Annotated in this window: 22 protein-coding genes; 8 read left to right on the top strand and 14 right to left on the bottom strand. The window is 69.1% G+C overall.

Annotated elements, in window-relative coordinates; translation table 11 throughout:
* Positions 1-65 precede the first annotated feature (65 nt).
* From AB0O24_RS06430 to sdhC, 6 genes are all read right to left on the bottom strand, one after another.
* Entirely contained in the window at positions 66-914 is an 849-nt protein-coding gene (locus AB0O24_RS06430) for an exodeoxyribonuclease III (protein WP_363373450.1), read from the bottom strand.
* A gap of 37 nt (positions 915-951) precedes the next feature.
* A complete protein-coding gene (locus AB0O24_RS06425; RefSeq protein ID WP_275798378.1) occupies positions 952-2,151 on the bottom strand; it encodes a YihY/virulence factor BrkB family protein in 1,200 nt (399 codons plus the stop codon).
* A 94-nt stretch (positions 2,152-2,245) separates the two neighbouring features.
* Entirely contained in the window at positions 2,246-3,052 is an 807-nt protein-coding gene (locus tag AB0O24_RS06420) for a succinate dehydrogenase iron-sulfur subunit (protein WP_275798376.1), read from the bottom strand.
* Between the two features lies 1 nt (position 3,053).
* On the bottom strand, positions 3,054-4,883 hold the full coding sequence (gene sdhA, locus AB0O24_RS06415) for a succinate dehydrogenase flavoprotein subunit (protein ID WP_275798374.1): 1,830 nt from the start codon (positions 4,881-4,883) through the stop codon (positions 3,054-3,056).
* Positions 4,884-4,929: 46 nt separating this feature from the next.
* A complete protein-coding gene (locus AB0O24_RS06410) occupies positions 4,930-5,388 on the bottom strand; it encodes a succinate dehydrogenase hydrophobic membrane anchor subunit (RefSeq protein ID WP_275798372.1) in 459 nt (152 codons plus the stop codon).
* Positions 5,388-5,822 carry a succinate dehydrogenase, cytochrome b556 subunit gene (gene sdhC, locus AB0O24_RS06405; RefSeq protein ID WP_013583715.1) on the bottom strand — a complete coding sequence of 145 codons (435 nt, stop codon included), beginning with the start codon at positions 5,820-5,822 and terminating at the stop codon, positions 5,388-5,390. Before sdhC ends, AB0O24_RS06410 begins: the two co-directional genes overlap by 1 nt.
* Positions 5,823-6,043: 221 nt before the next feature.
* On the opposite strand from sdhC, the gene AB0O24_RS06400 reads away from it, so the two are divergent.
* From AB0O24_RS06400 to AB0O24_RS06365, 8 genes are all read left to right on the top strand, one after another.
* Positions 6,044-7,159 carry a mannose-1-phosphate guanylyltransferase gene (locus AB0O24_RS06400; RefSeq protein WP_275798369.1) on the top strand — a complete coding sequence of 372 codons (1,116 nt, stop codon included), beginning with the start codon at positions 6,044-6,046 and terminating at the stop codon, positions 7,157-7,159.
* Between the two features lie 197 nt (positions 7,160-7,356).
* Entirely contained in the window at positions 7,357-8,463 is a 1,107-nt protein-coding gene (locus AB0O24_RS06395; protein ID WP_275798368.1) for a BMP family ABC transporter substrate-binding protein, read from the top strand.
* A gap of 161 nt (positions 8,464-8,624) precedes the next feature.
* Entirely contained in the window at positions 8,625-10,145 is a 1,521-nt protein-coding gene (locus AB0O24_RS06390) for an ABC transporter ATP-binding protein (protein WP_275798366.1), read from the top strand.
* A complete protein-coding gene (locus AB0O24_RS06385; protein ID WP_275798364.1) occupies positions 10,142-11,506 on the top strand; it encodes an ABC transporter permease in 1,365 nt (454 codons plus the stop codon). The genes AB0O24_RS06390 and AB0O24_RS06385 overlap by 4 nt, the downstream gene beginning before the upstream one ends.
* Positions 11,503-12,795 carry an ABC transporter permease gene (locus AB0O24_RS06380; protein ID WP_363373443.1) on the top strand — a complete coding sequence of 431 codons (1,293 nt, stop codon included), beginning with the start codon at positions 11,503-11,505 and terminating at the stop codon, positions 12,793-12,795. The genes AB0O24_RS06385 and AB0O24_RS06380 overlap by 4 nt, the downstream gene beginning before the upstream one ends.
* Before the next feature lie 42 nt (positions 12,796-12,837).
* The gene (locus AB0O24_RS06375) at positions 12,838-13,239 is read left to right on the top strand and encodes a cytidine deaminase (protein WP_058231121.1); all 402 of its coding nucleotides are present in this window, start codon (positions 12,838-12,840) and stop codon (positions 13,237-13,239) included.
* Entirely contained in the window at positions 13,236-14,549 is a 1,314-nt protein-coding gene (locus AB0O24_RS06370; protein ID WP_275798360.1) for a thymidine phosphorylase, read from the top strand. The genes AB0O24_RS06375 and AB0O24_RS06370 overlap by 4 nt, the downstream gene beginning before the upstream one ends.
* 23 nt (positions 14,550-14,572) lie before the next feature.
* Positions 14,573-15,679, top strand: a complete 1,107-nt coding sequence (locus AB0O24_RS06365) for an adenosine deaminase (protein WP_275798358.1) — start codon at positions 14,573-14,575, stop codon at positions 15,677-15,679.
* A gap of 330 nt (positions 15,680-16,009) precedes the next feature.
* Here the strand turns inward: AB0O24_RS06365 and AB0O24_RS06360 are convergent, their stop codons facing one another.
* The 8 genes from AB0O24_RS06360 to AB0O24_RS06325 form a co-directional block, all read right to left on the bottom strand.
* Entirely contained in the window at positions 16,010-16,858 is an 849-nt protein-coding gene (locus AB0O24_RS06360; protein ID WP_275798356.1) for a type IV toxin-antitoxin system AbiEi family antitoxin domain-containing protein, read from the bottom strand.
* Positions 16,859-17,183: 325 nt separating this feature from the next.
* Positions 17,184-17,963 carry an alpha/beta hydrolase gene (locus tag AB0O24_RS06355; protein ID WP_275798354.1) on the bottom strand — a complete coding sequence of 260 codons (780 nt, stop codon included), beginning with the start codon at positions 17,961-17,963 and terminating at the stop codon, positions 17,184-17,186.
* Positions 17,964-18,070: 107 nt separating this feature from the next.
* Positions 18,071-19,222: a mannitol-1-phosphate 5-dehydrogenase gene (locus tag AB0O24_RS06350; RefSeq protein WP_275798352.1), complete on the bottom strand. Its 1,152-nt coding sequence runs from the start codon at positions 19,220-19,222 to the stop codon at positions 18,071-18,073.
* The gene (locus tag AB0O24_RS06345) at positions 19,219-19,656 is read right to left on the bottom strand and encodes a PTS sugar transporter subunit IIA (RefSeq protein ID WP_275798350.1); all 438 of its coding nucleotides are present in this window, start codon (positions 19,654-19,656) and stop codon (positions 19,219-19,221) included. The genes AB0O24_RS06350 and AB0O24_RS06345 overlap by 4 nt, the downstream gene beginning before the upstream one ends.
* A gap of 103 nt (positions 19,657-19,759) precedes the next feature.
* Positions 19,760-21,430, bottom strand: a complete 1,671-nt coding sequence (locus AB0O24_RS06340) for a PTS mannitol transporter subunit IICB (RefSeq protein WP_275798348.1) — start codon at positions 21,428-21,430, stop codon at positions 19,760-19,762.
* Between the two features lie 102 nt (positions 21,431-21,532).
* A complete protein-coding gene (gene ptsP / locus AB0O24_RS06335) occupies positions 21,533-23,230 on the bottom strand; it encodes a phosphoenolpyruvate--protein phosphotransferase (RefSeq protein WP_363373437.1) in 1,698 nt (565 codons plus the stop codon).
* Between the two features lie 26 nt (positions 23,231-23,256).
* A complete protein-coding gene (locus AB0O24_RS06330; protein ID WP_275798345.1) occupies positions 23,257-23,532 on the bottom strand; it encodes an HPr family phosphocarrier protein in 276 nt (91 codons plus the stop codon).
* A gap of 4 nt (positions 23,533-23,536) precedes the next feature.
* Positions 23,537-23,869 carry a PTS sugar transporter gene (locus tag AB0O24_RS06325; protein ID WP_275798343.1) on the bottom strand — a complete coding sequence of 111 codons (333 nt, stop codon included), beginning with the start codon at positions 23,867-23,869 and terminating at the stop codon, positions 23,537-23,539.
* Positions 23,870-23,950: the final 81 nt, after the last annotated feature.

The following is a 23,950-nucleotide window of genomic DNA, read 5'->3' as shown; positions in this document are numbered from 1 at the left end:
CCTGGACGCGGACACCAGCACAGGGTGCCGCACCCCGCTCCCGCGGCCTGGCCGCGGACCCGCCCTCAGCGCCCGAGCGCGTAGTCCACGATCACCGGGGCGTGGTCGCTCCAGCGCGTGTCGTAAGAGGGCGCTCGATCCACGCGGTACTCGGTCACCCGCTCCGCCAGCGCGGGCGTCGCGACGTGGTAGTCGATGCGCCATCCGCTGTCGGTGTCGAACGCCTTCCCGCGCATCGACCAGAACGTGTACGGTCCCTCGACCTCGCCCATCTGTCGGCGCCCGACGTCGATCCAGCCGAGGCCGGTACCGACGGAGCCGTCGACTCCCTCGACCTTCTCGCCGGCGGGCCCGAAGAAGCGGTCGAAGTACGCACGTTCGCGCGGGAGGAAGCCCGCGTTCTTACGGTTGCCGCGCCAATTCTTGATGTCGAGCTCGCGGTGCCCCACGTTCAGGTCGCCCGTGACGAGAGCGAGCTCGCGCTCGGCCTTGAGGGTCTGGAGACGCTGCTCCATGGCATCCAGGAACAACCACTTCGCGTCTTGTTTGGGGGTGTCGACCTCACCGCTGTGCACGTAGGCGCTGACGATCGTGATGGTCTCGCCGTCGATGTCGAAGTCGGTCTCGATCCAACGGCCGGACGCGTCGAGAGGCTCGGGGCCGAGGTGCGTGCGGGTGTCGACGCCGGGGAGCCGGCTGATGATCGCGACGCCCGCGCGGCCCTTCTGCAGCGCCTCGTCGTTGACGATCTCCCACCCGGGGAGGGCCTCCGAGAGCTGGTCGGCGGTGGCGCGCACCTCTTGCAGGGCGACGATGTCGGCGCCCGAGGCTTCGAGCCATTCGGTCATGCCCTTACGGACGGCGGCACGGATGCCATTGACGTTGATCGAGACGATGCGTACGGAACGAGCCACCCCACGAGCCTAACGGGGGCTTCCGACATCGGCCCGGTCAGTCGGGGAGGAGCGACGTGCGGCGGGGAGCGGGAACGGCGGCCTGCGCCTGAGCGAGATTCCTCCGGGCCGCGGCGACCCGTCGGCGTGCGCGCCAGCGCCACGGCCAGCGGGCGGTCGCGGCCGCTCGCTCGGCCTCGCGCACCCCCACCTGCGCGGCGATGACGAGAGCCGCCTGCTCCATCGCGAGCCTGTCCTCCGGCGAACGCAGGGGCACGTCACGGTCGCCCGCCGCGACGGCGATCCAGGCGGCCGACACGAGGATGACGATTCCGATGAGGCGGAACCAGAGGAGGAAACCGATGAGGGCGGCGAACGTTCCGAGGAGGGGGTTCGTCGGGGTGTACACGAGGAGGAATCCCGCACCGATCTGCAGGACGACCATTCCGCCGGCGCCCACGAGTGCGCCCGGCCAGGCCCGCCGCCAGCTCAGGCTCGTCCCGGTCAGGAAGCGGAAGAGCGCGGCGAGCGCCACGGTGTTCACCCCGAACGCCACCAGGGTCGAGATGGCCCGCGCACCGATCGTCCACCCGGGTGTCTCGCGATCCCACCCGAGGATGCCGAACACGAGGTCGACGGCGCCGGTGGTGATGGAGCCGAGCAGGGCGCCGACCAGGAGCGCGAGCCCGAACAACAGCGATGCGACGAAGTCACGGGCCTTCAACAGCGCGTAGTTGCGCATGTCGAAGGGGAGGCCGAACGTGTCGCGTACCGCGCGGCGGGTGAAGGTCACGAACCCGATCGCCGTCCAGATGACGACGATCGCTGCGACGGCACCCGTGATGCCGAGCAGCTTCCCGCTCTCCTGCGCGACGGCCTCGACCTTGTCGGGCTGCACCAGGCCGTTCTTGCTGATGAGCCCCGGGATGTAGCTGTTGATGATGCCGATGAGCCCGTCGATCGCAGCCTTGCTTCCGCCCAGCCAGATCCCCACCGCCGCGAACGACAGGTACAGCGCGGAGAAGACGGCGAACAGCCCCTGGTAGCTCATCCCCGCGGCGAGCAGGAAACCGTTGTGCTGGAGGAAGTGCCGCCAGACCCGGATCGGGAACCACTGCACGACCTTGGCCGCCCGTGCGAGCGGTTCGTCGAGGCGCTCCCGCACCGCCAGCTGAGCCGCGTCGAAGCGGTCGCGCAGCGTGCGCTCCTCTTCGCCGGCCGCGGGGAGCGGGCGCGGGTCGTGGCGGCTGTCGGTCACGCGTCGAGCCTAATGAATGGATGCCGCGGGGTCGGGCCCGCAGACGCCGAACGGCGGGGCGCCGGAGCGCACCCGCCGTTCGAAGAGGGAGGGATCAGCGACCGCCGCGAAGGACGGCCTGCTTGACCTCGGCGATGGCCTTGGTGACCTCGATGCCGCGGGGGCACGCCTCGGTGCAGTTGAAGGTGGTGCGGCAGCGCCACACGCCCTCTTTGTCGTTGAGGATGTCGAGGCGCACGTCGCCCGCGTCGTCGCGCGAGTCGAAGATGAAGCGGTGCGCGTTCACGATCGCCGCGGGGCCGAAGTACTGCCCGTCGGTCCAGAACACGGGGCACGACGAGGTGCACGCGGCGCAGAGGATGCACTTGGTCGTGTCGTCGAAGACCTCGCGGTCGACGATCGACTGGATGCGCTCCTTGCCGGGCTCGGGCTTCGAGTTCGAGATGAGGAAGGGCTGCACCTCGCGGTAGGAAGCGAAGAACGGCTCCATGTCGACGATGAGGTCCTTCTCGAGCGGCAGGCCCTTGATCGCCTCGACGTAGATCGGCTGCGAGATGTCGAGATCCTTGATCAGCGTCTTGCACGCCAGGCGGTTGCGACCGTTGATGCGCATGGCATCCGAACCGCAGATGCCGTGCGCGCACGAGCGGCGGAACGACAGCGAACCGTCGACCTCCCACTTGATCTTGTGGAGGGCGTCGAGCACTCGGTCGGTCGAGTACAGCTCGACGTCGTAGTCGACCCAGCGGGGCTCGTCGTCGACCTCGGGGTCGAAACGACGGATGTTGAAGGTGACGAGGAACGACTGGATGCCGGTGTCCTCAGGAGTCTGCTCGACCTCGTCCGAGGTGTCCGCTGAGGTCTCCGGTCCCTGAGCCTGTCGAAGGGCGGTGGATGCCATCTCAGTACTTCCTCTCCAGCGGCGGGTAGCGCAGCTCCCCAGCCTCGTTCTTGGTGAACACCACGGGCTTCCAGCCGAGCTCGATGTGATCGGCGGGGTGCGACGAGTGGGGGTCGCCCGACAGGTACGCCATGGTGTGCTGCATGTACTTCTCGTCGTCGCGCGTGGGGAAGTCGTCGCGCATGTGACCGCCACGGCTCTCTTCGCGGTTCTGCGCCGAGTACACGACGACCTCGGCGAGATCGAGCAGGAAGCCCAGCTCGACGGCTTCGAGCAGGTCGGTGTTGAAGCGCTTGCCCTTGTCGTCGACATGGATGTTCTTGTAGCGCTCGCGCAGGTCCGCGATCACATCCATGACGTGGGCGAGCGACTCGTGCGTGCGGAAGACCTGCGCGCCCTTGTCCATCTCGTCCTGCAGCGTCTTGCGGAGCACGGCGATGCGCTCGGTGCCGCTGTTGTTGCGCAGGCCCTCGATCATCCCGCGCACCTCGGCGGCCGGGTCTTCGGGCAGGGGCACGAAGTCGGCGGTCTTGACGTACTCGACCGCGTTGCGGCCGGCGCGCTTGCCGAAGACGTTGATGTCGAGCAGCGAGTTGGTGCCGAGGCGGTTCGAGCCGTGCACCGACACGCACGCGCACTCACCGGCGGCGTAGAGGCCCGGCACGACGGTGTCGTTGTCGGCGAGCACCTCGGCCTTGATGTTGGTCGGGATGCCGCCCATCGCGTAGTGCGCGGTCGGCATGACCGGCACCGGCTCGACGACCGGGTCGACACCGAGGTAGGTGCGGGCGAACTCGGTGATGTCGGGGAGCTTGGTCTCGAGCACCTCGGCACCCAGGTGCGTGCAGTCCAGCAGCACGTAGTCGCGGTGGGGGCCGGCGCCGCGCCCCTCGGCGACTTCCTGCACCATGCACCGCGCGACGATGTCGCGGGGCGCGAGGTCTTTGATCGTGGGGGCGTAGCGCTCCATGAAGCGCTCACCGCTGGCGTTGCGCAGGATCGCGCCCTCGCCGCGGGCACCTTCGGTGAGAAGGATGCCGAGCCCGGCGAGGCCGGTCGGGTGGAACTGGAAGAACTCCATGTCCTCCAGCGGCAGGCCCTTGCGCCACACGATGCCGACGCCGTCACCGGTGAGGGTGTGGGCGTTCGAGGTGGTCTTGAAGATCTTGCCGAAGCCGCCGGTGGCGAAGATCACGGCCTTCGACTGGAAGACGTGCAGCTCGCCCGTGGCGAGGTCGTACGCGACGACGCCGGCGACCTGGGTCCCACCCGCGGCATCCTTCACCGTGATGAGGTCGAGCACGTAGAACTCGTTGAAGAAGTTGATGCCGAGCTTCACGCAGTTCTGGAACAGCGTCTGCAGGATCATGTGGCCCGTGCGGTCGGCGGCGTAGCACGCGCGGCGCACGGGCGTCTTGCCGTGGTCGGCGGTGTGCCCACCGAAGCGACGCTGGTCGATCTTGCCCTCGGGCGTGCGGTTGAACGGCAGGCCCATGTTCTCGAGGTCGATGACGGCGTCGATGGCCTCTTTGGCGAGGATCTCCGCGGCATCCTGATCGACGAGGTAGTCGCCGCCCTTGATGGTGTCGAAGGTGTGCCACTCCCACGAGTCCTCTTCGACGTTGGCCAGGGCCGCCGCCATACCGCCCTGCGCAGCACCGGTGTGCGAGCGGGTCGGGTAGAGCTTCGAGATGACGGCGGTCTTCGCGCCGGGACCGGCCTCGATGGCCGCGCGCATACCCGCGCCGCCCGCGCCGACGATGACGACGTCGAACTGGTGGTAGTGGACGCCGTCCTTGACGACGGAGTCCGAAGAAGTCTGAGTGCTCACGTGTGCGATACCTCTGCTGTCAGGGGAAAGAAGGGATGCCACGGGCTCACGCCGCTTGGCACACGTCCCACAGGGAGCTGCTCTCGGTGACACCGAGGCAGGGGTCGAAGGTGAAGACGACGAGCGTGCCGAGCAGGATGAGGAATCCGGCGGACAGCCACAGCGACCACACGAGGACCTTGCGGACCGTGGCGTTCGTCACGTAGTCGTTCACGATCGTGCGCATGCCGTTCGCGCCGTGGATGAGGGCGAGCCACAGCATGAGCACGTCCCACCACTGCCAGAAGGGCGAGGCGAGCTTGCCGGCGACGAACGCGAAGTCGATCTGGTGGATGCCCTCGTTCGTCATCAGGTTGACGAACAGGTGGCCGAAGATGAGGACGATCAACAGCACGCCGGAGGCGCGCATGTAGATCCATCCCCACTTCTCGAGGTTGGAGCCCTTCTTGCGCACGCTGGGCGTGCGCGGGGCGGGGATCGTGCTGGCTTCCTGGGCGACGGACATCAGTGGCTCCCGGTGACGGCGCTGAAGACGTTGATGAGGTGGCGCGGGGTGAAGCCGAGCATCGTGACGACCCAGAGGCCCAGGACACCCCACCAGAGCTGACGCTGGTGACGCGTGGCCCACGGCCAGAAGTCGACGAGGATGATGCGCAGACCGTTGAAGGCGTGGTACGCGATCGCGCCGACGAGGGCGACCTCGCCGAGGCCCATGATCGGGTTCTTGTAGGTGCCGATCACCGCGTCGTACGCCTCGGGGGACACGCGGATGAGTGCCGTGTCGAGGATGTGCACGAGGAGGAAGAAGAAGATCGCCACACCCGTGATGCGATGCAGGACCCATGACCACATGCCCTCGCGACCGCGGTACAGAGTGCCGCGCGGTCTCTTCGAGGTGGTCTCTTTCACCGACGGCGTGGCACGTGCTGGTGCTGACACGGTCGTCCTCCCTGATCGAACACGGTGGGGGAGCCGGCAGAGGCCCCAAGCGTCACACGGGCGCCAGGAAATACTACGTCCGAGCTATGAATCGAGGGGATTAGGGCGGCCTAACAGTCTCTCGACATCGAGATACTTTCGGCCCCGCTTCGTGGTGCGCGTCACGTGTCCGCACACCGCCCGACAAGGGAGGGAAACACGATGCCACTAGGGTCGGTGCCATGGCAGACCCCGCTATCGACGACTTCTACGCCGTGATCCCCGCCGGAGGGATCGGGAGCAGGCTCTGGCCGCTCTCGCGCGCCGACGCCCCCAAGTTCCTCCACGACCTGACCGGGTCGGGGCAGACGCTGCTCCGCGACACCTGGGATCGCCTCGCGCCGCTGTCGGGGGAGGGGCGCATCGCCGTGGTCACCGGCCGGGCGCACCGCGCCGCCGTCGAGCGCGAGCTCCCGGGCGTCCCCGATCACAACGTCTTCCTCGAGTCCGAGCCCCGGGACTCGTCCGCGGCCATCGGTCTCGCCGCCGCGATCCTCGTGCGCCGCGAGCCCGACGTCATCATCGGCTCGTTCGCGGCCGACCACGTGATCCGTCAGACGCGCCAGTTCGAGTTCGCCGTGCGTCAGGCCGTCGCCGTCGCGCGCGAGGGATACATCTGCACGATCGGCATCCAGCCCAGCGAGCCCTCGGTGGGCTTCGGCTACATCAAGCAGGCCGGCGAACTGATCGTGGACGGCGCCCCCGAGGCGTACATGGTGGAGCGCTTCGTCGAGAAGCCCGACCTCGACACGGCCAAGCAGTACTTCGAAGACCGCGCCTACCTCTGGAACGCGGGCATGTTCATCACGCGCGCGGACGTGCTGCTCGCCGAGCTCGCCGTCAACGAGCCCGAACTTCACGCCGCGCTGCTCGAGCTGGCCGAGGCCTGGGACGATCGCGATCGTCGCGGCCCGGCGGTCGATCGCCTCTGGCCGAGTCTGAAGAAGATCGCCATCGACTACTCCGTCGCCGAGCCCGCGGCCGAGAAGGGGCGCCTCGCGGTCATCCCCGGTCACTTCGACTGGGACGACGTGGGTGACTTCGCGAGCCTGTCGAAGCTCAACTCGCACGGACGCAACGAGCTGGCGATCCTCGGTGAAGACGCGCGCGTGCTGGCCGACGCCTCCAGCGGCATCGTGGTCACCCAGACCAAGCGCGTCATTAGCCTCATCGGAGTACGCGACATCGTGGTGGTCGACACCCCGGACGCCCTCCTGGTGACGACGGCCGAGAACGCCCAGCGCGTCAAGGGTGTCGTCGACGCGCTCAAGCTCACCGGTCGCGGCGACGTCCTGTAAGACACCGGATGCCAGGATGTCTGGCATCCGGTTCCTCGCTACGCGGTGTCCTGTGGCGGAGGGATCACGCGAGATTGCGTCTTTGTAACCATTGCCGCGCGCGGGGCCTCCCGGTGCACAAGCGGATCGTCACAGTGGGTAACGTGACGGGATCGTCCCCCGAACCCGTTGGGGGCCCTCGTCTTGGAGGACCATTCGTGAAGACCACGAAGAAGGCCGTTTTCAGCGGTCTCGCCATGATCGGCACCGCGGTGCTGCTCGCCGGCTGCGGCGCTGCACCCGAGAGCAACGGTTCGTCCGCGGCCGCCGGTGCCAGTGACTACCTGCCCTGCATGGTGTCCGACTCGGGTGGATTCGACGACAAGTCGTTCAACCAGCTCGGCAAGGAGGGCCTCGACGCCGCCGCCTCCGAGCTCGGCTCGAAGAAGCCCATCGAGGTGCAGTCGCAGTCCGAGACCGACTTCGCGTCGAACCTGCAGAACCTGGTCGACCAGGGGTGCAACACGATCATCACCGTCGGCTTCCTGCTGGCTCCGGCCGCTCTCGAGTCCGCGAAGGCCAACCCGGAGCTGCAGTACGTCTCGATCGACGACACCGTCGACCAGGACTTCGACGGCAAGACCGACGCGCCCAACATCAAGCCGATCATCTTCGACACGTCTCAGGCGGCGTACCTCGCCGGCTACCTGGCCGCGGGCACCTCGAAGACCGGCGTCGTCGGCACCTTCGGCGGCATGAACATCCCGACCGTGACCATCTTCATGGACGGCTTCGCGCAGGGCGTCGAGAAGTACAACGCCGACAACGGCACCTCGGTGCGCGTCGTGGGTTGGGACCGCGCCGCGAAGGACGGCTCGTTCACCGGTGGCTTCGAGGCCAACGACACCGCGCGCCAGACCGCGCAGGCCCTGATCGACCAGAACGTCGACGTGCTCCTGCCCGTCGGTGGCCCGATCTACCAGTCCGCCGCCGTCGCCATCCAGGACGCCGGTCGCGAGATCGCCATGGTCGGTGTGGACGCCGATGTGTACGAGACCGACACCGACCCGAACGTCCAGAAGATCCTGCTGACCTCGATCCTCAAGGGAATCGATGTCGGTACCAAGGACGCCATCGTCGCCGCGGGTGAGGGCAACTTCGACACCGCGCCGTTCATCGGCACGCTCGAGAACGACGGCGTGGGCCTGGCGCCCTACCACGACTGGTCCGACCGCGTGTCGTCCGACCTGACGGCGAAGGTCGACGCCCTCAAGGCCGACATCATCAGCGGCAAGATCAAGGTCGAGTCGTACCTGGCCGGCTGAGAGAACCCACTCACCGGGGGAGGTCGGCGTCTTGCCGGCCTCCCCTCCTCATGAAGCGGGCGGATCCCGCCCGCTTCGCCAGACTCCGATCCGCCCACAAGGCCGGTCGGTCTCGTCGGATGCCTCCCGCGTCCGATGCCACAGAACTTAGGATCGGGAACATGAAGCTCGAACTCCGCGGGATCACGAAAACCTTCGGATCCCTGGTGGCGAACGATCACATCGACCTCACCGTGGAGGCCGGAGAGATCCACTGCCTGCTCGGCGAGAACGGTGCCGGCAAGTCCACCCTCATGAACGTCCTCTACGGCCTCTATCAGGCCGATGGCGGAGAGATCCTGCTCGACGACGTCGTCCAGCACTTCTCCGGCCCCGGTGACGCCATGCGCGCCGGTATCGGCATGGTGCACCAGCACTTCATGCTCATCCCCGTCTTCACCGTCGCCGAGAACGTCATGCTCGGGCACGAGCCCACCAAGATCGGCGGGCGCCTCGACCTCGCCGCTGCGCGCGCCAAGGTGCGCGAGATCTCGGACCGTTTCGGGTTCGACGTCGACCCCGATGCCCTCGTCGACGACCTCCCCGTCGGCGTGCAGCAGCGTGTCGAGATCATCAAGGCGCTCTCGCGCGATGCCAGGGTGCTGGTCTTCGACGAGCCCACCGCCGTCTTGACGCCGCAGGAGACCGACGAGCTGATGGCCATCATGCGTCAGCTGCGCGACGCGGGCACCTCGATCGTCTTCATCACGCACAAGCTGCGCGAGGTGCGCGAGGTCGCCGACCGCATCACGGTCATCCGCCTCGGCAAGGTCGTCGGAGAAGCCGAGCCCACCGCATCCAACGCCGAACTGGCCTCGCTCATGGTGGGCCGTGCCGTCGAGCTCACGGTTCAGAAAGAGCCACCGACCCTCGGCGAGGTCGGCCTGCGGGTCTCGAACCTCACGGTCGTCGACGCGATCGGTCAGCTCGTCGTCAATGACGTCAGCTTCGACGTCCGTCGCGGCGAGGTCCTCGCGATCGCGGGTGTCCAGGGCAACGGGCAGACCGAACTCACCGAGGCGCTGCTGGGTCTGCAGGAGCGCGTCGAAGGGTCCATCGTGCTCGACGGCTCCGAGCTGAACGGCCGGAGCGTGCGCGCCGTGCTCGACGCGGGCGTCGGCTTCGTCCCCGAGGACCGCAAAGAAGACGGTCTCGTGGGGGAGTTCTCCATCGCCGAGAACCTCATGCTCGACCGCGCCGACGGGGCGCCGTTCATCAAGGGCGGAGCGATCCAGCTCTCGACGCTCGCCGACTTCGCTCGCGAGAAGGTGTCGGAGTTCGACGTGCGGACGCCCTCGATCGAGACCCCCGTCGGGCGTCTGTCGGGCGGCAACCAGCAGAAGGTCGTGCTCGCGCGCGAGCTCAGCCGCGACCTGCGGCTCTTCGTGGCGGCGCAGCCCACTCGCGGTGTCGACGTCGGGTCCATCGAGTTCATCCACAAGCGCGTCATCGAGACGCGCGACTCCGGCGTCCCCGTCATCGTCGTCTCGACCGAGCTCGACGAGGTCACGGCCCTGGCCGACCGCATCATGGTCATGTACCGCGGTCGCGTCGTGGGCATCGTCCCCGGAGACACCTCGCGTGACGTGCTCGGCCTCATGATGGCCGGCGAAGCGCCCCAGAACGAAGGAGTCGCCGCGTGAGCGATTCGCACAGCCCCCACGACCCGACCGCCGCGCGCGCGGATCGCGCCGCCGAGGTCGCGGAGGCCGGTCAGGCCGACCTCGCGCTCGAGGGCAGCGCCGTCGTCGATCCCGTCTCGGGCGCCCGCAAGGTCGCTCCGGAGCCGGCGGCCGATGAGAACCGCTGGCGTCGCGCCTTCCGCGAGATCGCGACGGGCAACGCGATCATCTCGGTTCTCGCGGTGATCCTCGCCCTGATCGTCGGCGCGATCATGATCGCCGCCACCGACGAGAACGTGCAAGCGGCCTCCGCGTACTTCTTCGCCCGTCCGGGCGACACGCTCTCCGCCATCTGGACCTCGGTGTCGGGTGCGTACTCGTCCTTCTTCCAGGGCGCGATCTACAACTTCCGTCGCCCGGAGTTCGCCACTGGCATCCGCCCGCTGACCGAGACGCTCACCTTCGCGACCCCCCTCATCGCGGCGGGTCTCGGTGTCGCCCTCGCGTTCCGCGTCGGCATGTTCAACATCGGTGGCCGCGGCCAGATGCTGGTGGCGGCCGCCGCGGGCGGCTGGGTCGCCTTCGCGTTCGATCTGCCGTGGGGCATCCACATGATCGTCGCTCTCGTCGCGGGTGTCGTCGCCGGTGCGCTGTGGGCCGGGATCGCGGGTGTGCTCAAGGCGCGCACCGGCGCGCACGAGGTGATCGTCACCATCATGCTCAACTACGTCGCGTTCTACATCGTGTACTACCTGCTGCGCACCCCCGGTCTGCTGCAGGCCCCGGGTTCGAACAACCCGACGACCCCGGCGATGAAGGACACCGCGGTGTTCCCCGACCTGCTCGGTTCGGGCTACAACCTGCACTTCGGCTTCATCCTCTCGATCGTCGCCGTCGCGGTGGTCTGGTGGATCCTCGAGCGGTCCTCGCTGGGCTTCCGCTTCCGTGCCGTCGGTCTGAACCCCAACGCCGCACGCGTCGCGGGCATCAACGTCAAGTCGATGTACGTCTACGCGATGCTGATCTCCGGAGCCCTCGTGGGGCTCGCGGGTGTCGACCAGGTGCTCGGGACCGTCACGACCGGCTTCTCCAGCGGCATCGACGCCGGCATCGGCTTCGATGCGATCACCGTGGCGCTGCTCGGCCGCTCCACTCCCGTCGGCGTGCTGGTCGCCGGCATCCTGTTCGGTGCGTTCAAGGCCGGCGGCTTCGCCATGCAGGCCGCCAACGGCGTTCCCGTCGACATCGTCCTCGTCGTGCAGTCGCTCATCGTGCTCTTCATCGCGGCGCCGCCGTTGGTGCGTGCGATCTTCCGCCTGCCGACCCCCGGAGCGCGCCCCTCGAAGGCTCGCGTCGCCAAGAAGAAGGAGGCGGCCCGGTGACCACCACCGCCGCACAGCCCGAGGCCGCCGCGCCCGCGCTCGACAAGGCCGTCGTCGTCGGGTGGAAGGCGCCCATCGTCTACGGCGTGATCACGCTGCTGTCGCTCGTGCTCTTCGTCATCGCCCGCCAGGACGGCGACGCGGTGTTCCGCATCTCCAGCCCCGGTGAGTTCCTGCAGCTGCCCGAGGTGGTGCTCGGCGGCGTCGTCACCGGCATCGTGTGCACGGTGCTGCTCGCCGTGGTCACCGTGGTGAGCGCGCTCATGGTGCGCGCCCGCCGCCGTCCGCCCATCTGGCTCGCCGTCATCTTCGCGCTCGTCTTCATGGTGGGCTTCCTGACGTGGGCTGCCGCGGGCGCCACGACGGCGGTCATCCCGCTCACGGGCCTCCTCGCCGGTGGGCTCAGCCTCTCGGTGCCGCTGATCTTCGGTGCCATGGCGGGCGTGCTGAGCGAGCGCGTGGGTGTGGTCAACATCGCGATCGAGGGCCAGATGCTCGCGGGCGCTTTCACCTCGGCGGTCGTGGCGACCGCGACGGGCAACCCCTTCGTCGGTCTGCTCGCCGCTGCCGTGTCGGGTGTTCTCGTGTCGTTCGTGCTGGCGGCTTTCGCCATCAAGTACTTCGTCGACCAGGTGATCGTCGGTGTCGTGCTGAACGTGCTCGTCGTCGGCCTGACGAGCTTCCTGTTCTCGCAGGTCCTCTCGCCCAACGCCACCACGCTCAACTCGCCCCCGCGCTTCCCGCGCCTGCCGATTCCCGTGCTCGCGGACATCCCGATCATCGGTCCGATGCTGTTCAACCAGACGATCATCGTGTACCTGATGTACGTCACGGTGGCCCTGGTCTACGTCGGCCTCTTCCACACCCGCTGGGGTCTGCGTCTGCGTGCCGTGGGCGAGCACCCGCAGGCCGCCGATACCGTCGGCATCAACATCGCCAAGACCCGCTTCTGGAACGTCTCGCTCGGCGGCGCCATCGCCGGCCTCGGCGGCGCGTTCTTCACGCTCGGCTCCGTCGGCGCGTTCAACAAGGAGATGACGGCCGGTGCCGGTTACATCGCCCTGGCGGCGGTCATCTTCGGCCAGTGGGACCCGATTCGCGCGACGCTCGCGGCTCTGCTCTTCGGCTTCGCGTCAAACCTGCAGAACACCCTCGGCGTCATCGGTTCACCCGTGCCCAGCGAGTTCATGCTGATGCTGCCGTACGTGGTCACGATCTTCGCCGTCGCCGGTCTCGTCGGAAAGGTCCGCGGCCCCGCGGCCGCCGGTAAACCGTACGTCAAGGGCTGACCCAGCCCGCTTTCCCTTCACGAGAGGACCCCCTGCTCCACGATGACCGACATCGATTGGGACGAACTCCGTTCCGCCGCGACGGACGCCATGCACCGCGCGTACGCGCCCTACTCCCGCTTCAAGGTGGGCGCCGCGGCGCTGGTCGCCGACGGCCGCATCGTCTCCGGATGCAACGTCGAGAACGCCTCGTACGGCGTGACGCTGTGCGCCGAGTGCGGACTGGTGTCCGAACTGCACATGTCGGGCGGTGGCCAGCTGGTCGCGTTCGTCTGCGTGGACGGCGAGGGGCGCACGCTCATGCCGTGCGGACGCTGCCGTCAGCTTCTGTTCGAGCACGCGATCCCGGGCATGCTGCTCGAGACCGTCAGCGGCATCCGGACCATCGATGAGGTCCTGCCCGACGCCTTCGGCCCGCGCGACCTCGAGGAGGCGGCGCGGTGACCCTTCGACAGGCTCAGGGACCGGTGCCGGAGGCCTACGACGCCGTCGACATCATCCGCGCGCAGCGCGACGGGCGGGCGATCACCGAGGGCGAGATCCGCTGGCTGGTCGACGCCTACACGCGTGGCTACGTCATGGACGCGCAGATGTCCGCGTTCACGATGGCGGTTCTGCTGAACGGCCTCGGCCGTGACCAGATCCGCGTGCTCACCGACGCGATGATCGCCTCGGGCGAGCGCATGGATTTCTCGTCCCTCGGCAAGGTCACCGTCGACAAGCACTCCACCGGGGGAGTGGGCGACAAGATCACCCTCCCGCTCGCCCCGCTGGTCGCCGCTTTCGGTGTCGCCGTGCCGCAGCTCTCGGGTCGTGGCCTGGGCCACACCGGCGGCACGCTCGACAAACTCGAGTCGATCCCGGGTTGGCGCGCAGCGCTGTCGAACGACGAGATCATGGCGCAGCTGCGCGACGTGGGCGCGGTCATCTGCGCCGCCGGCACGGGGCTGGCCCCCGCCGACAAGAAGCTCTACGCGCTGCGCGACGTCACCGGCACCGTCGAGGCCATCCCGCTGATCGCGTCGAGCATCATGTCGAAGAAGATCGCCGAGGGCACCGACTCGCTCGTGCTCGACGTGAAGTTCGGCTCCGGCGCCTTCATGCAGGACATCGACCGCGCGCGCGAGCTCGCCGAGACGATGGTCGCGCTCGGCACCGACTCGGGCGTGAACACGACGGCCCTGCTCACCGACATGAACACCCCGCTGGGTCTCGCCATCGGCAACGCCAACGAGGTGCGCGAGTCGGTCGAGGTGCTCGCCGGCGGCGGCCCCGCCGACGTGGTGGAGCTCACGGTCGCCCTCGCCCGCGAGATGCTCACGCTGGCGGGCAAGCCCGACGCCGACGTCGAAGCAGCGCTGAAGGACGGCCGCGCGATGGACGTTTGGAACCGCATGATCCGTGCGCAAGACGGGGATCCGGATGCCGCCCTCCCCACGCCGCGCGAGACTCACACGGTCATCGCCGAGCGCTCCGGTGTCGTCACCCGCGTCGAGGCGCTGCCCTTCGGCATCGGAGCCTGGCGCCTGGGTGCCGGACGCGCGCGCGCCGAGGACGCCGTCGTGCACGCGGCGGGCATCGACCTGCATGTGACCGTCGGACAGGCCGTCACCGCTGGTCAGCCGCTGTTCACCCTGTCGGCCGACGACGGGTCGCGCTTCGAGCGTGCTCTCGGCGCCGTCGAGGGGGCGCTGGAGATCGGCGACACCGCTCCGGCCGCGTCGCCGCTCGTGCGTGAGCGGATCACCGCGTAATGGCATCCGGGAAGAAGAGCTCCATGGCATCCGAAGAGTTCCGCATCGGGCGGACGAGAATCGCTGATCTGCCCAAGGTCTCTCTGCACGATCACCTCGATGGGGGTCTCCGCCCGCAGACGGTGCTCGAGCTGGCCGATGAGGTCGGTCTCGACCTGCCCGCCGACGACGCGAAGGGTCTCGAGGCATGGTTCTCCGACCACGTCGACGGCGGCTCGCTCGAGGACTACCTCGAGAAGTTCTCGGTCACGGTCGGCGTGATGCAGACGCGCGAGGGCCTCGTGCGCACGGCGAAGGAGTTCGTCGAGGACCTCGCGGCCGACGGCGTCGTGTACGGCGAGGTGCGGTGGGCTCCGGAGCAGCACCTCACGCGGGGCCTCAGCCTCGATGAGGTCGTGGATGCGGTCCAGGAGGGCATCGAGGCGGGAGAGGATGCCGCGGACGCCCGCGGTCACGACATCCGAGTCGGTCAGCTGCTCACCGCCCTGCGCCATAACGACAACGCGCGGGACATCGCGGAGCTTGCCGTGTCATGGCGGGGGCGCGGGGTCGTCGGCTTCGACATCGCGGGTCCCGAGGACGGCTTCCTGCCGTCGCGTCACCGCGAGGCGTTCGACTACCTCGCCGAACAGTTCTTCCCCACGACGGTGCATGCCGGTGAGGGGGCGGGGCTGGCATCCATCCGTTCCGCCCTCATCGACGGTCGCGCGCTGCGCCTCGGCCACGGCGTGCGCATCGCCAACGACCTCGACGTCGTCTCGCGCGAGGGCGAGGAGGTGCAGGTCACCTTCGGCGACCTGGCCCGCTGGGTGCGCGACCGCGAGATCACGCTCGAGCTCTCGCCGACGTCGAACCTGCAGTCGGGGGCCGTCACGGCGTGGGGCGACACGATGGACGCCCACCCGTTCGACCTGCTCTACCAGCTCGACTTCTCGGTCACCGTGAACGTCGACAACCGCCTGATGAGCGCGACCACGCTCACGCGCGAGCTGGGGCTTCTGGCGCAGGCGTTCGAGTACGACCTCGACGACCTCGAGGCGTTCCAGCTGAACGCCGCGGCCGGCGCCTTCCTGCCCGTGGAGGAGCGCGAGGAGCTGATCGAGATCATCTCGGAGGGCTTCCGGCGCTGAGGAGCGCCGTCAGGGGCGCGGGCCGTTCTCGGTCCGCGCCCCTTCGCGTCCCGCGAGGGCGGTCTCTCGTGCCGGCGTGCGAAACTCCTGAGATTCGCGCTCGCGAGGTCAACCAGACCCGGTTCGCGCCCGCGCCCGCTCTGTTTCTCAGGAGTTTGGCCCGCCTGACTGCTGCCCACCGCAGGCGGGGGCCCGCCTGACTGCTGCTCACCGCAGGCCGGGCCGCGGCACGTCGCCGAGCAGCAGCGGCGGGCAGTGTCGTGCGGAACTCCTGAGAATCCGGTGGATTGGCGGCAGGAGCGGTCTCGTCAGGCTCGAAGGACCGAAATTTCAGGAGTTTCGCCCGGGTACGCCGTGCGCGAGGATGCGCTCGAGTGCGGTGCGGACGCGGTCCGGGTGGTACAGGATGTCTTCGGCGAGGAGGCGAAGCGTGGCATAGCCGCGCTCCAGCGCCGCCATGTCGCGGCGCCGGTCACTCTTGTGGACGTGCCACGTGCCGTGGAATCGCTCGCTGTCGCACTCGACGATGAGCCACCCGTTCACCAGGAGATCCACGCGACCCACTCCGTCGATGCGGACCTGGAGCTCCACGTCGCAGCCGAGGTGGCGAAGCAGCAGACGGACGAGCGATTCGGTGCCGGCTTCGGCACGCGGGTCCAACAGGCGACGCAGCACCCGGAAGCGACGCGGGACGCGCGCGAAGATCTCGGCGATGTCGGCTTCGTCCACCAGTCCGAGATGCCATGCGCTGTCGAGCGTCGCAATGGCCGATCGAGGCGGTTGGCAGCGGATCGCCTGCGCGAGAGCCTCCACGAGGCCGACGGTCGAGCAGTCTCGCGGTGCAGACGAGGAGCGCCAGTGGTAGACGACGCCGTCCGGAGCCGGGGGACGTCGACTGGCCGAGCGGTTTTGCTGCACGTGGCGTTCCGCATGACGGTGCACGAACACTCCACGCAGCGCCAGGAGGCTGATGCAATCGAGCCGCCCGCCGACACGCGCCGCCGCGGTGACGTCATCGTGCGTGTCGGCTGCGACGAACCGCCCCTGCCGCACCCGCCTGATGGTCCCGTCGATGACAGCGCGGGCGAGAGCCCGCCGTGACCACCCGGCCGCGTGGAGCTCGCGCGTCGTCCACACCACATCGCGATTCTCTCCGGACGGAGGAGGAAGGGATGCCATCGGCCCACCCTGGCCGTTCCGACCGCCGTGGAACGGCTGTGGGGCCAGATCTGTGGACAACTCCCGCGGGGGAGGAGGAGTCCATCGGCTCTCTCGCTTGGGCGAAACTCCTGACTTTTCGTCGTGAGACGCCCCGTGGCAGGATGACCTCGCGTGCGAGCGCGGGTTTTTCAGGAGTTTCGCTCGCTCCGGGCGCCCGGAACGCCCTGAGCCCGCACGGCCGGGGCGGCGGGGCGCGGGTGGCAGTGCGCCGGGTGGCAGCGCGCCGGGGCGGCGAGGCGACCTGATGGCAGGGCGCCGGAGCGGCCGCAAACGCCGACGCGCGCTACGGCTGCGGCAGGAAGCCCGCGAGCTCCTCGGCGATCACACGGTCGACCTCGGCAGGATCCGCGGTGGGGGTGCCGTCGCCGGGCTGCGGGCCGTAGGCGCCGAAGGAGGCGTGGGAAGCGCCGGGAATCTCGACGAAGGTGGCGTCCGCGGGCAGTTCGGGCTTGGCATCCGCGATCTTCTGCGGGGTGCTCAGCCCATCTTCCGAGCCGGACAGGCTCAGCACGGGGATTCCGGATGCCGAGAGGTCGTTCGCGCAGTACGAGGCGAAGAGCACGAGCGCGTCGGCGTCGGTGGCGAGCTGGCACGCGCGCACGCCTCCCAGGGAGTGTCCGCCGACCGCCCACACCGCGACATCAGGTGCGAGGTCGGTGAACGTCGAGAGGGGGCGCGGGTCGAAGAACGCGAGGTTCAGCCACGGGCGCGTGATGACGACCGTGACGCCGTCATCGACCACCGTGTCGGCGAAGGTCGCGATGTAGCCCTCGGCCGCCACCTTGGCTCCGGGGATGAACACCAGACCCTGACCGGACGCCCCCGACGTCGGCGTGAGCACGATGCCCGCGCCGTCGTCGGTGATCGTGAGCCCGGGGTTCGCCTCGGCCTCGGCGAGCGGGCCCGCTTCGGGACCCATCACGCCGACCTGGCTGTAGATCAGGATGCCACCGACCAGCAGGATCACGAGGGCACCCAGGCCGCCAAGCGTCCAGCGGAGCCACCGACGTCGACGGCGCGGGGGCGCGGCAGGGGAGTCGGCAGGGGGCTCGCGATCGGTCACCTCTCGAGCGTATCCCCGCCCGCCGGGACCATGCCTCGCACCAAACGCCACCGCCGACGTCGCGCGCGAGGCGACACGTCGGCGGTGATGTCCGAACAACGGACGTCTCAGGCGCCGATCGCCGCCTGTCGTGCGGCGACGATCTCGACCACGCGGGCGAACAGAGGATGCGAAGGCTCCAGGCCCGTCACCTCGGCGGTGAATGCCTCGGCATCGAGCTCGCGCAGCATGCGCTGCAGGTCGACGGCCTGGACGTCTTCGGCATCCTGGAACTCGAGGGCGGCGGCCATCGCGGCGACGAGGGCGTCGACGGGGAGGCCGCGCTCGACCGCCTCGGCGGCGGGACCGACGAAGCGTTCGTGGCGCGAGAGCTTGCGCAGCGGCTGCCGTCCCACGCGCCACACCGTGTCGGGCAGGGCGGCGTTGCGGAAGCGGCGCAGGATCGTCGCGCGATACTCGCCCTGCACGTCGGCGTCGAGCTCGTGCTTCTCGACGAGCAGGGCGCTCGTCTCCTCGAGAGCCGCCTCGACCTTCGCCGCGATGGCCGGGTCGGCCAGGGCGTCGGAGATGCGGTCGACTCCCGCCTGCGCACCGAAGTACGCCGTGGTGGCGTGGCCGGTGTTGACCGTGAAGAGCTTGCGCTCGATGTACGGCTCGAGGTCGTCGACGAAATGCGCGCCGGGGATGTGCGGGGGAGTGTCCCCGAAGGGCGCGCGTTCGATCGCCCACTCGTAGAACGGCTCCACGGTGACGTCGACGCCTCCACCCGACTGCGCCGGCACGATCCGGTCGACCGCGGTGTTGGCGAAGACGGCACGGGATGCCAGAGCGTCCCAGGACTCTCCCGCGAGCTCGATGACGTGCTCGCGCAACTGGTCGGTCGCGCCGATCGCGTTCTCGCACGCCATGATCTGCAGGGGAGCGAGCGCCGGGTCGCGCAGGGCGAGGCCCGCGACGATGTGCGGGGCCACGAACTTCAGGATCGTGGGTCCGACGGCGGTGGTCACCACGTCGGCGGTGGCGATCTCGTCGACCAGGGTCTCGGCATCCACGGAACTGTCGATCGCCCGGAAACCGGTCACCTCCTTGTCGACGCCCCCTTCGCCCACCTCGTGGACGGTGTACGAGGACGCTGCGTTGATGGCCTCGACGAGCGCGGCGGACACGTCGGAGAAGACGAGGTCGTACCCGCCCTCGTGCAGCAGCAGTCCGACGAAGCCGCGCCCGATGTTGCCGGCGCCGAAGTGGACGGCCTTCATGCGTTGACGGACCCGGAGAGCGCCTCGAACAGTTCCACGGGCGACGAGGCCGCCTTCAGGCGCGTGACGTCGTCTTCCTCCGAGAAGAGGATCGCGATCTGCGACAGGATCTCGAGGTGCTCATCGCCCTTGCCGGCGATGCCGATGACGAAGGTGACGGGTTCCCCGCCCCAGTCGACACCGCCGTCGTAGCGGACGACCGAGAGGCCCGACTCGAGGATCGCCTGCTTGGTCTCGTTCGTGCCGTGGGGGATGGCGAGCTCGTTGCCCATGTAGGTCGACACGGTCTCTTCGCGGGCCTGCATGGCCGCGAAGTACTCGTCGGTGACGGCACCGGTGGCCTGGAGCAGGTCGGCCGCTTCCTTCATCGCCTCCTCGCGGGTGGCGCTTCCGGGGTGGATGCGGACGGATTCGATGCGGAGGACGTTCGACATGGGTTCTCGCCTTTCTCGTCGTGCTGTCCAGCCTCGCAAACCGCGGGCCGGACGGGAAGACGGAGGGGCCGGGGTTGTGTCCCGGCCCCTCCGTGCTAGGGGATTACTTCGTCTCGTGCTGCGAGCGGACCATTTCGACGACCTCGTCGTACTTCGGCGAGTTCATGAAGTTGTCCACCGACACGTGCACCGCGTCGGGCGACTGCGCCTTCGCGCGGTCGGTCAGCTGGTTCTGCGTGATGATCAGGTCGGCCGAGCCGTCGAGGTTCGCGATCGCCTGGTTGGTGACCGTGACCCCCTCGATGCCGGCCTTCTTGATCTTGTTGCGCAGCACGCTCGCGCCCATGGCCGAGGAGCCCATGCCCGCGTCGCAGGCGAACACGATGGTGTTCAGCTGCTTCGTGGCCACGCCGCCCTCGAGACCGCCGAGGGCGCCGTCGACGTCGCTCTCGGCGGCGTCGGTCGTGCCCGCGCCCGTGGTGCCGGCCGCGCGGGTGCGCAGGGCGCCGAGGGCGGCGGACTCCTTGCCCTTGTTCGCGGCGGTCTGGTCGATGGCCGCGGCGAAGCTGTCGCCCTCGGCCTCCTGGTCGCGCTTGCGCGAGGCGCGGAGGATGATGCCGGCGATCAGGAAGGTCACGACAGCGGCGACGACGACCGACAGCAGGACGACGAGTACGTTCGCGACGCCACCGCCGGCGGCGGCAGCCGTCACCGCGATGATGCTGCCCGGGGCCGCGGGGAAGACCAGACCGCCCTGGAAGATCATGTTCGTGGCGACACCCGAGGCGCCACCGGCGATCAGGGCGAGGATCGTCATGGGCTTGGCGAGGGCGTACGGGAAGTAGATCTCGTGGATGCCACCGAGGAACTGGATGACGATGGCGCCGGGGGCAGAGGCCTTCGCCGCGCCCACACCGAAGAAGGTGAAGGCGAGGAGCAGGCCGAGGCCCGGGCCGGGGTTCGCTTCGATGAGGAAGAGGATCGACTTGCCCGTGTCGGCGACCTGTTCGACGCCGAGCGGGGTGAACACGCCGTGGTTGATGGCGTTGTTGAGGAACAGCACCTTGGCGGGCTCGACGATGATCGACAGCACCGGCAGCAGGTTGAACTGCACCAGGAAGCCGACGATGCCGCCGAGGACCGCGCTGATGCCGAGGAAGACCGGGCCGAAGGCGAAGAAACCGACGATCGCGAGGACCATGCCGAGGATGCCGGCCGAGAAGTTGTTGACGAGCATCTCGAAGCCGGGGCGGATCTTGCCGTCCCACAGCTTGTCCATCTGCTTGGTGATCCAGGCCGCGAGCGGGCCCATGATCATCGCGCCGAGGAACATGGGGATGTTGGTACCGGCGATGACGCCCATCACGGCGATCGTGCCGACCACGCCACCGCGCGCACCGTAGACGATGCGTCCACCGGTGTTGGCGATGAGCAGCGGCAGCAGGTACGTGATCATGATGCTCACGAGGCCCACGTAGCCCTGGTAGGTCGTGCCGTCTTCGGTCGCGCTGAGGGCGGTCATCGCGCCGGGCCAGCCGATGGTGGCGGCGTCGCCGCCGCCGCCGAGGATCTCGGCGACCGGTGCCCAGTGCCACGCGGGTCCGAAGGGGCTTTCCGCACCGAAGAATCCGGCCGGGATGAAGAGCATGGTGATGAAACCCCATGCGATGAAGGCCGCGATGTTCGGCATGATCATGCCGGAGAGGAACGTGCCGAATCGCTGTACCGCGATCCGAGCCCCTCCCGGCTTCTTGGCGGGTGACGTCGTCGTCATTGCTGTGTCTCCTTGTATGGTGCGCGGCGGGCGCCGCGCTGGTGGGGGGAACGGCGTGTGCCGTGGTGCAGGTGGGGGCGGCGGTCACCGCCCCCGGGTGGTTCACGAGGCCGCGGGGACGGCCTCACGGGTCGAGGAAGCGGCCTGGGCTGCTTCGCGGGCGGATGCCGCGTCATCGGCGGACAGGGCGGCCTCGGCGATGCGCAGGGCGTCGTCGAGGGTGTGGCCGAGGAGGGTGGCGCGCACGTCCGCGAGGGCCGTGGGGGCCATCGACAGCGTCGTCGCGCCGAGTCCGACGAGAACGACCGCCAGCAGCGGATCGGCCGCCGCCTCACCGCAGATGCCGACGGGCTTGCCGTTCACCCGGCCCGCCGCACCTACCTCGCGGATGAGGCGGAGAACGGCCGGATGCCACGGGTCCTGGAACGATGCGACGGAACCGAGCAGGCGGTCGGCGGCGAGGGTGTACTGCGTGAGGTCGTTCGTCCCGATCGAAACGAAGTCCGCGATCTGGAGGATGCGGTCCGCCATCAGCGCGGACGAGGGGACCTCGACCATCACGCCGGTCGTCTTCAGGCCGTAGTCGCGGGCCAGCTCGGTGAAGTAGCGCGTCTCCTCGACGGTCGAGACCATGGGGGCCATGACCCACAGGTCGGCGGGTCCGGCTTCGGTCTTGCGGGTCGCGGCATCCGCCTCCGCCAGCGCGGTCAGCTGCTCGCGGAGGATGTCCTCGCTCGCGCGGAGTGCGCGGAGGCCACGGAGGCCGAGAGCCGGGTTCTCCTCGTGCGCGTCGTTGAGGAACGGCAGCGGCTTGTCGGCACCGGCGTCGAGCATGCGCACGACGACCTTCTTGCCCGGGAAGGCGCTCAGCAGCTCGGTGTACGCGGCGCGCTGCTCCTCGACGGTCGGGGCGGAGCTGGAGCTGAGGAAGAGGAACTCGGTGCGGAACAGGCCCACGCCCTCGGCCCCCAGCTCGACGGCCTCGGCGGCGCCGCCCGGCTTTCCGAGGTTGGCGAGCAGGGGCACTTTGGTGCCGTCGGCGAGGGCGCCGTCGGTGAGAGGGGCGGATGCCGCGGCGGCACGGGCCTCGGCACGGTTCGCCGCGCGGGCCTTCTCGTCGTCGGTCGGGTCGACGGTGACGACGCCCGCGGCGGCGTCGACGATCACGGACTGTCCATCGACGAGGTCCTTGGCGCCCGCGGCGCCGACGACGGCGACGATCGACTTCTCGCGGGCGAGGATCGCCGTGTGCGAGGTGGGGCCGCCCTCGGTCGTGACCAGCGCGAGCACCTTGTCGAGGTCGAGCAGGGCGGTGTCGGCGGGGGCCAGGTCTTTCGCGACCAGCACGAACGGGTGACCGGGGTCCGGGATGCCGGGCGCCGCGACGCCGCGCAGGCGCGCGATGACGCGCTGGGCGACGTCGTCGAGGTCGGCGGCGCGCTCGCCGAGGTAGCCGCCGAGGGCGACGAGCTGCTCACGGAACGAGGCGAAGGCGTCGTGCACGGCGAACTCGCCGGTTTTGCCGGCGGCGAGACGGCTGTCGACCTCGGCTTCGAGGGTCGGGTCCTCGGCGATCATCGCCTGGGCCTCGAGCACGTCGCGGGCGGCGCCGCCCGCTTGTGCCCCGCGGGCCTCGAGCTCGCGCGCGACGGCGCCGATGGCCTCGCGCACGCGCGCGGTCTCGTCCTCGACGCTCAGCTCGCTCTTCGCGTCCTTCGGGGCGGGCAGGGGCTCCGCCATGCGCGCGATGGGCCCCTGGGCGACGCCCAGTCCGATTCCGACTCCACGGAGTTCCGTCATGTGCTTGTTTCCTTTACTGCGCGCCGTTATGCGGCGTCGTGGTCGGTGGTCAGCAGTTCGCTGAGACGATCGATGGTCGCTTCGGCGTTGTCGCCGTCGGCCGTGAGGGTGACGTAGTCGCCGTACTCCAGGCCCAGCGCGATGATGCCGAGGATGCTCGCGGCGTTGACCGGGGCGCCGGCATCCTTGGCGATGGTCACCGGGATTCCGGACTCCTTCGCCGCCTGTGCGAACAGCTTCGCGGGGCGTGCGTGCAGGCCGTGGGACGATCCGATCCGGACGGTGCGGGTGAGTCGAGGCATGGGATCACTCCTTCTCGTGAGTCAGAAGCGGTCGGGCGCCGAGCGCCCCCTGGACGAGGGCGAGGGCGCGCGTGCCGTCGAGGTCGGCGAACACGTCGGGTGGCAGCAGGACCACCTTGACGCCGCGCGTCGCGGCATCCCGTTCGATCGCGTCGAGGTCGCCTGCGAGGTGGGGGCCGACGAGGACGACATCGCATCCGTCGAGATCGATCGGGAGCGAACGCAGCGTTCCCGCGGAGGCGGCATAGTCGAGGCCGCGCTCGTGGGCCGCGCGGCGTACCCGCTGCGCGACGAACGTGCTGGACGCACCCGCACCACAGACCACCAGGATCCTCATCGAACCCGCCTCCTTACCTCTCGATTGTCTGGAAGCGGCTCCCAGCGGACAACCAGGTTCGTTTCCCACCCCCCGGAACGT

The organism is Microbacterium sp. NPDC086615 (assembly GCF_040686055.1).
Classification (GTDB): domain Bacteria; phylum Actinomycetota; class Actinomycetes; order Actinomycetales; family Microbacteriaceae; genus Microbacterium.
Note: the sequence above shows the minus strand (reverse complement) of the source record. Positions and strands in the feature narration are given on the sequence as shown.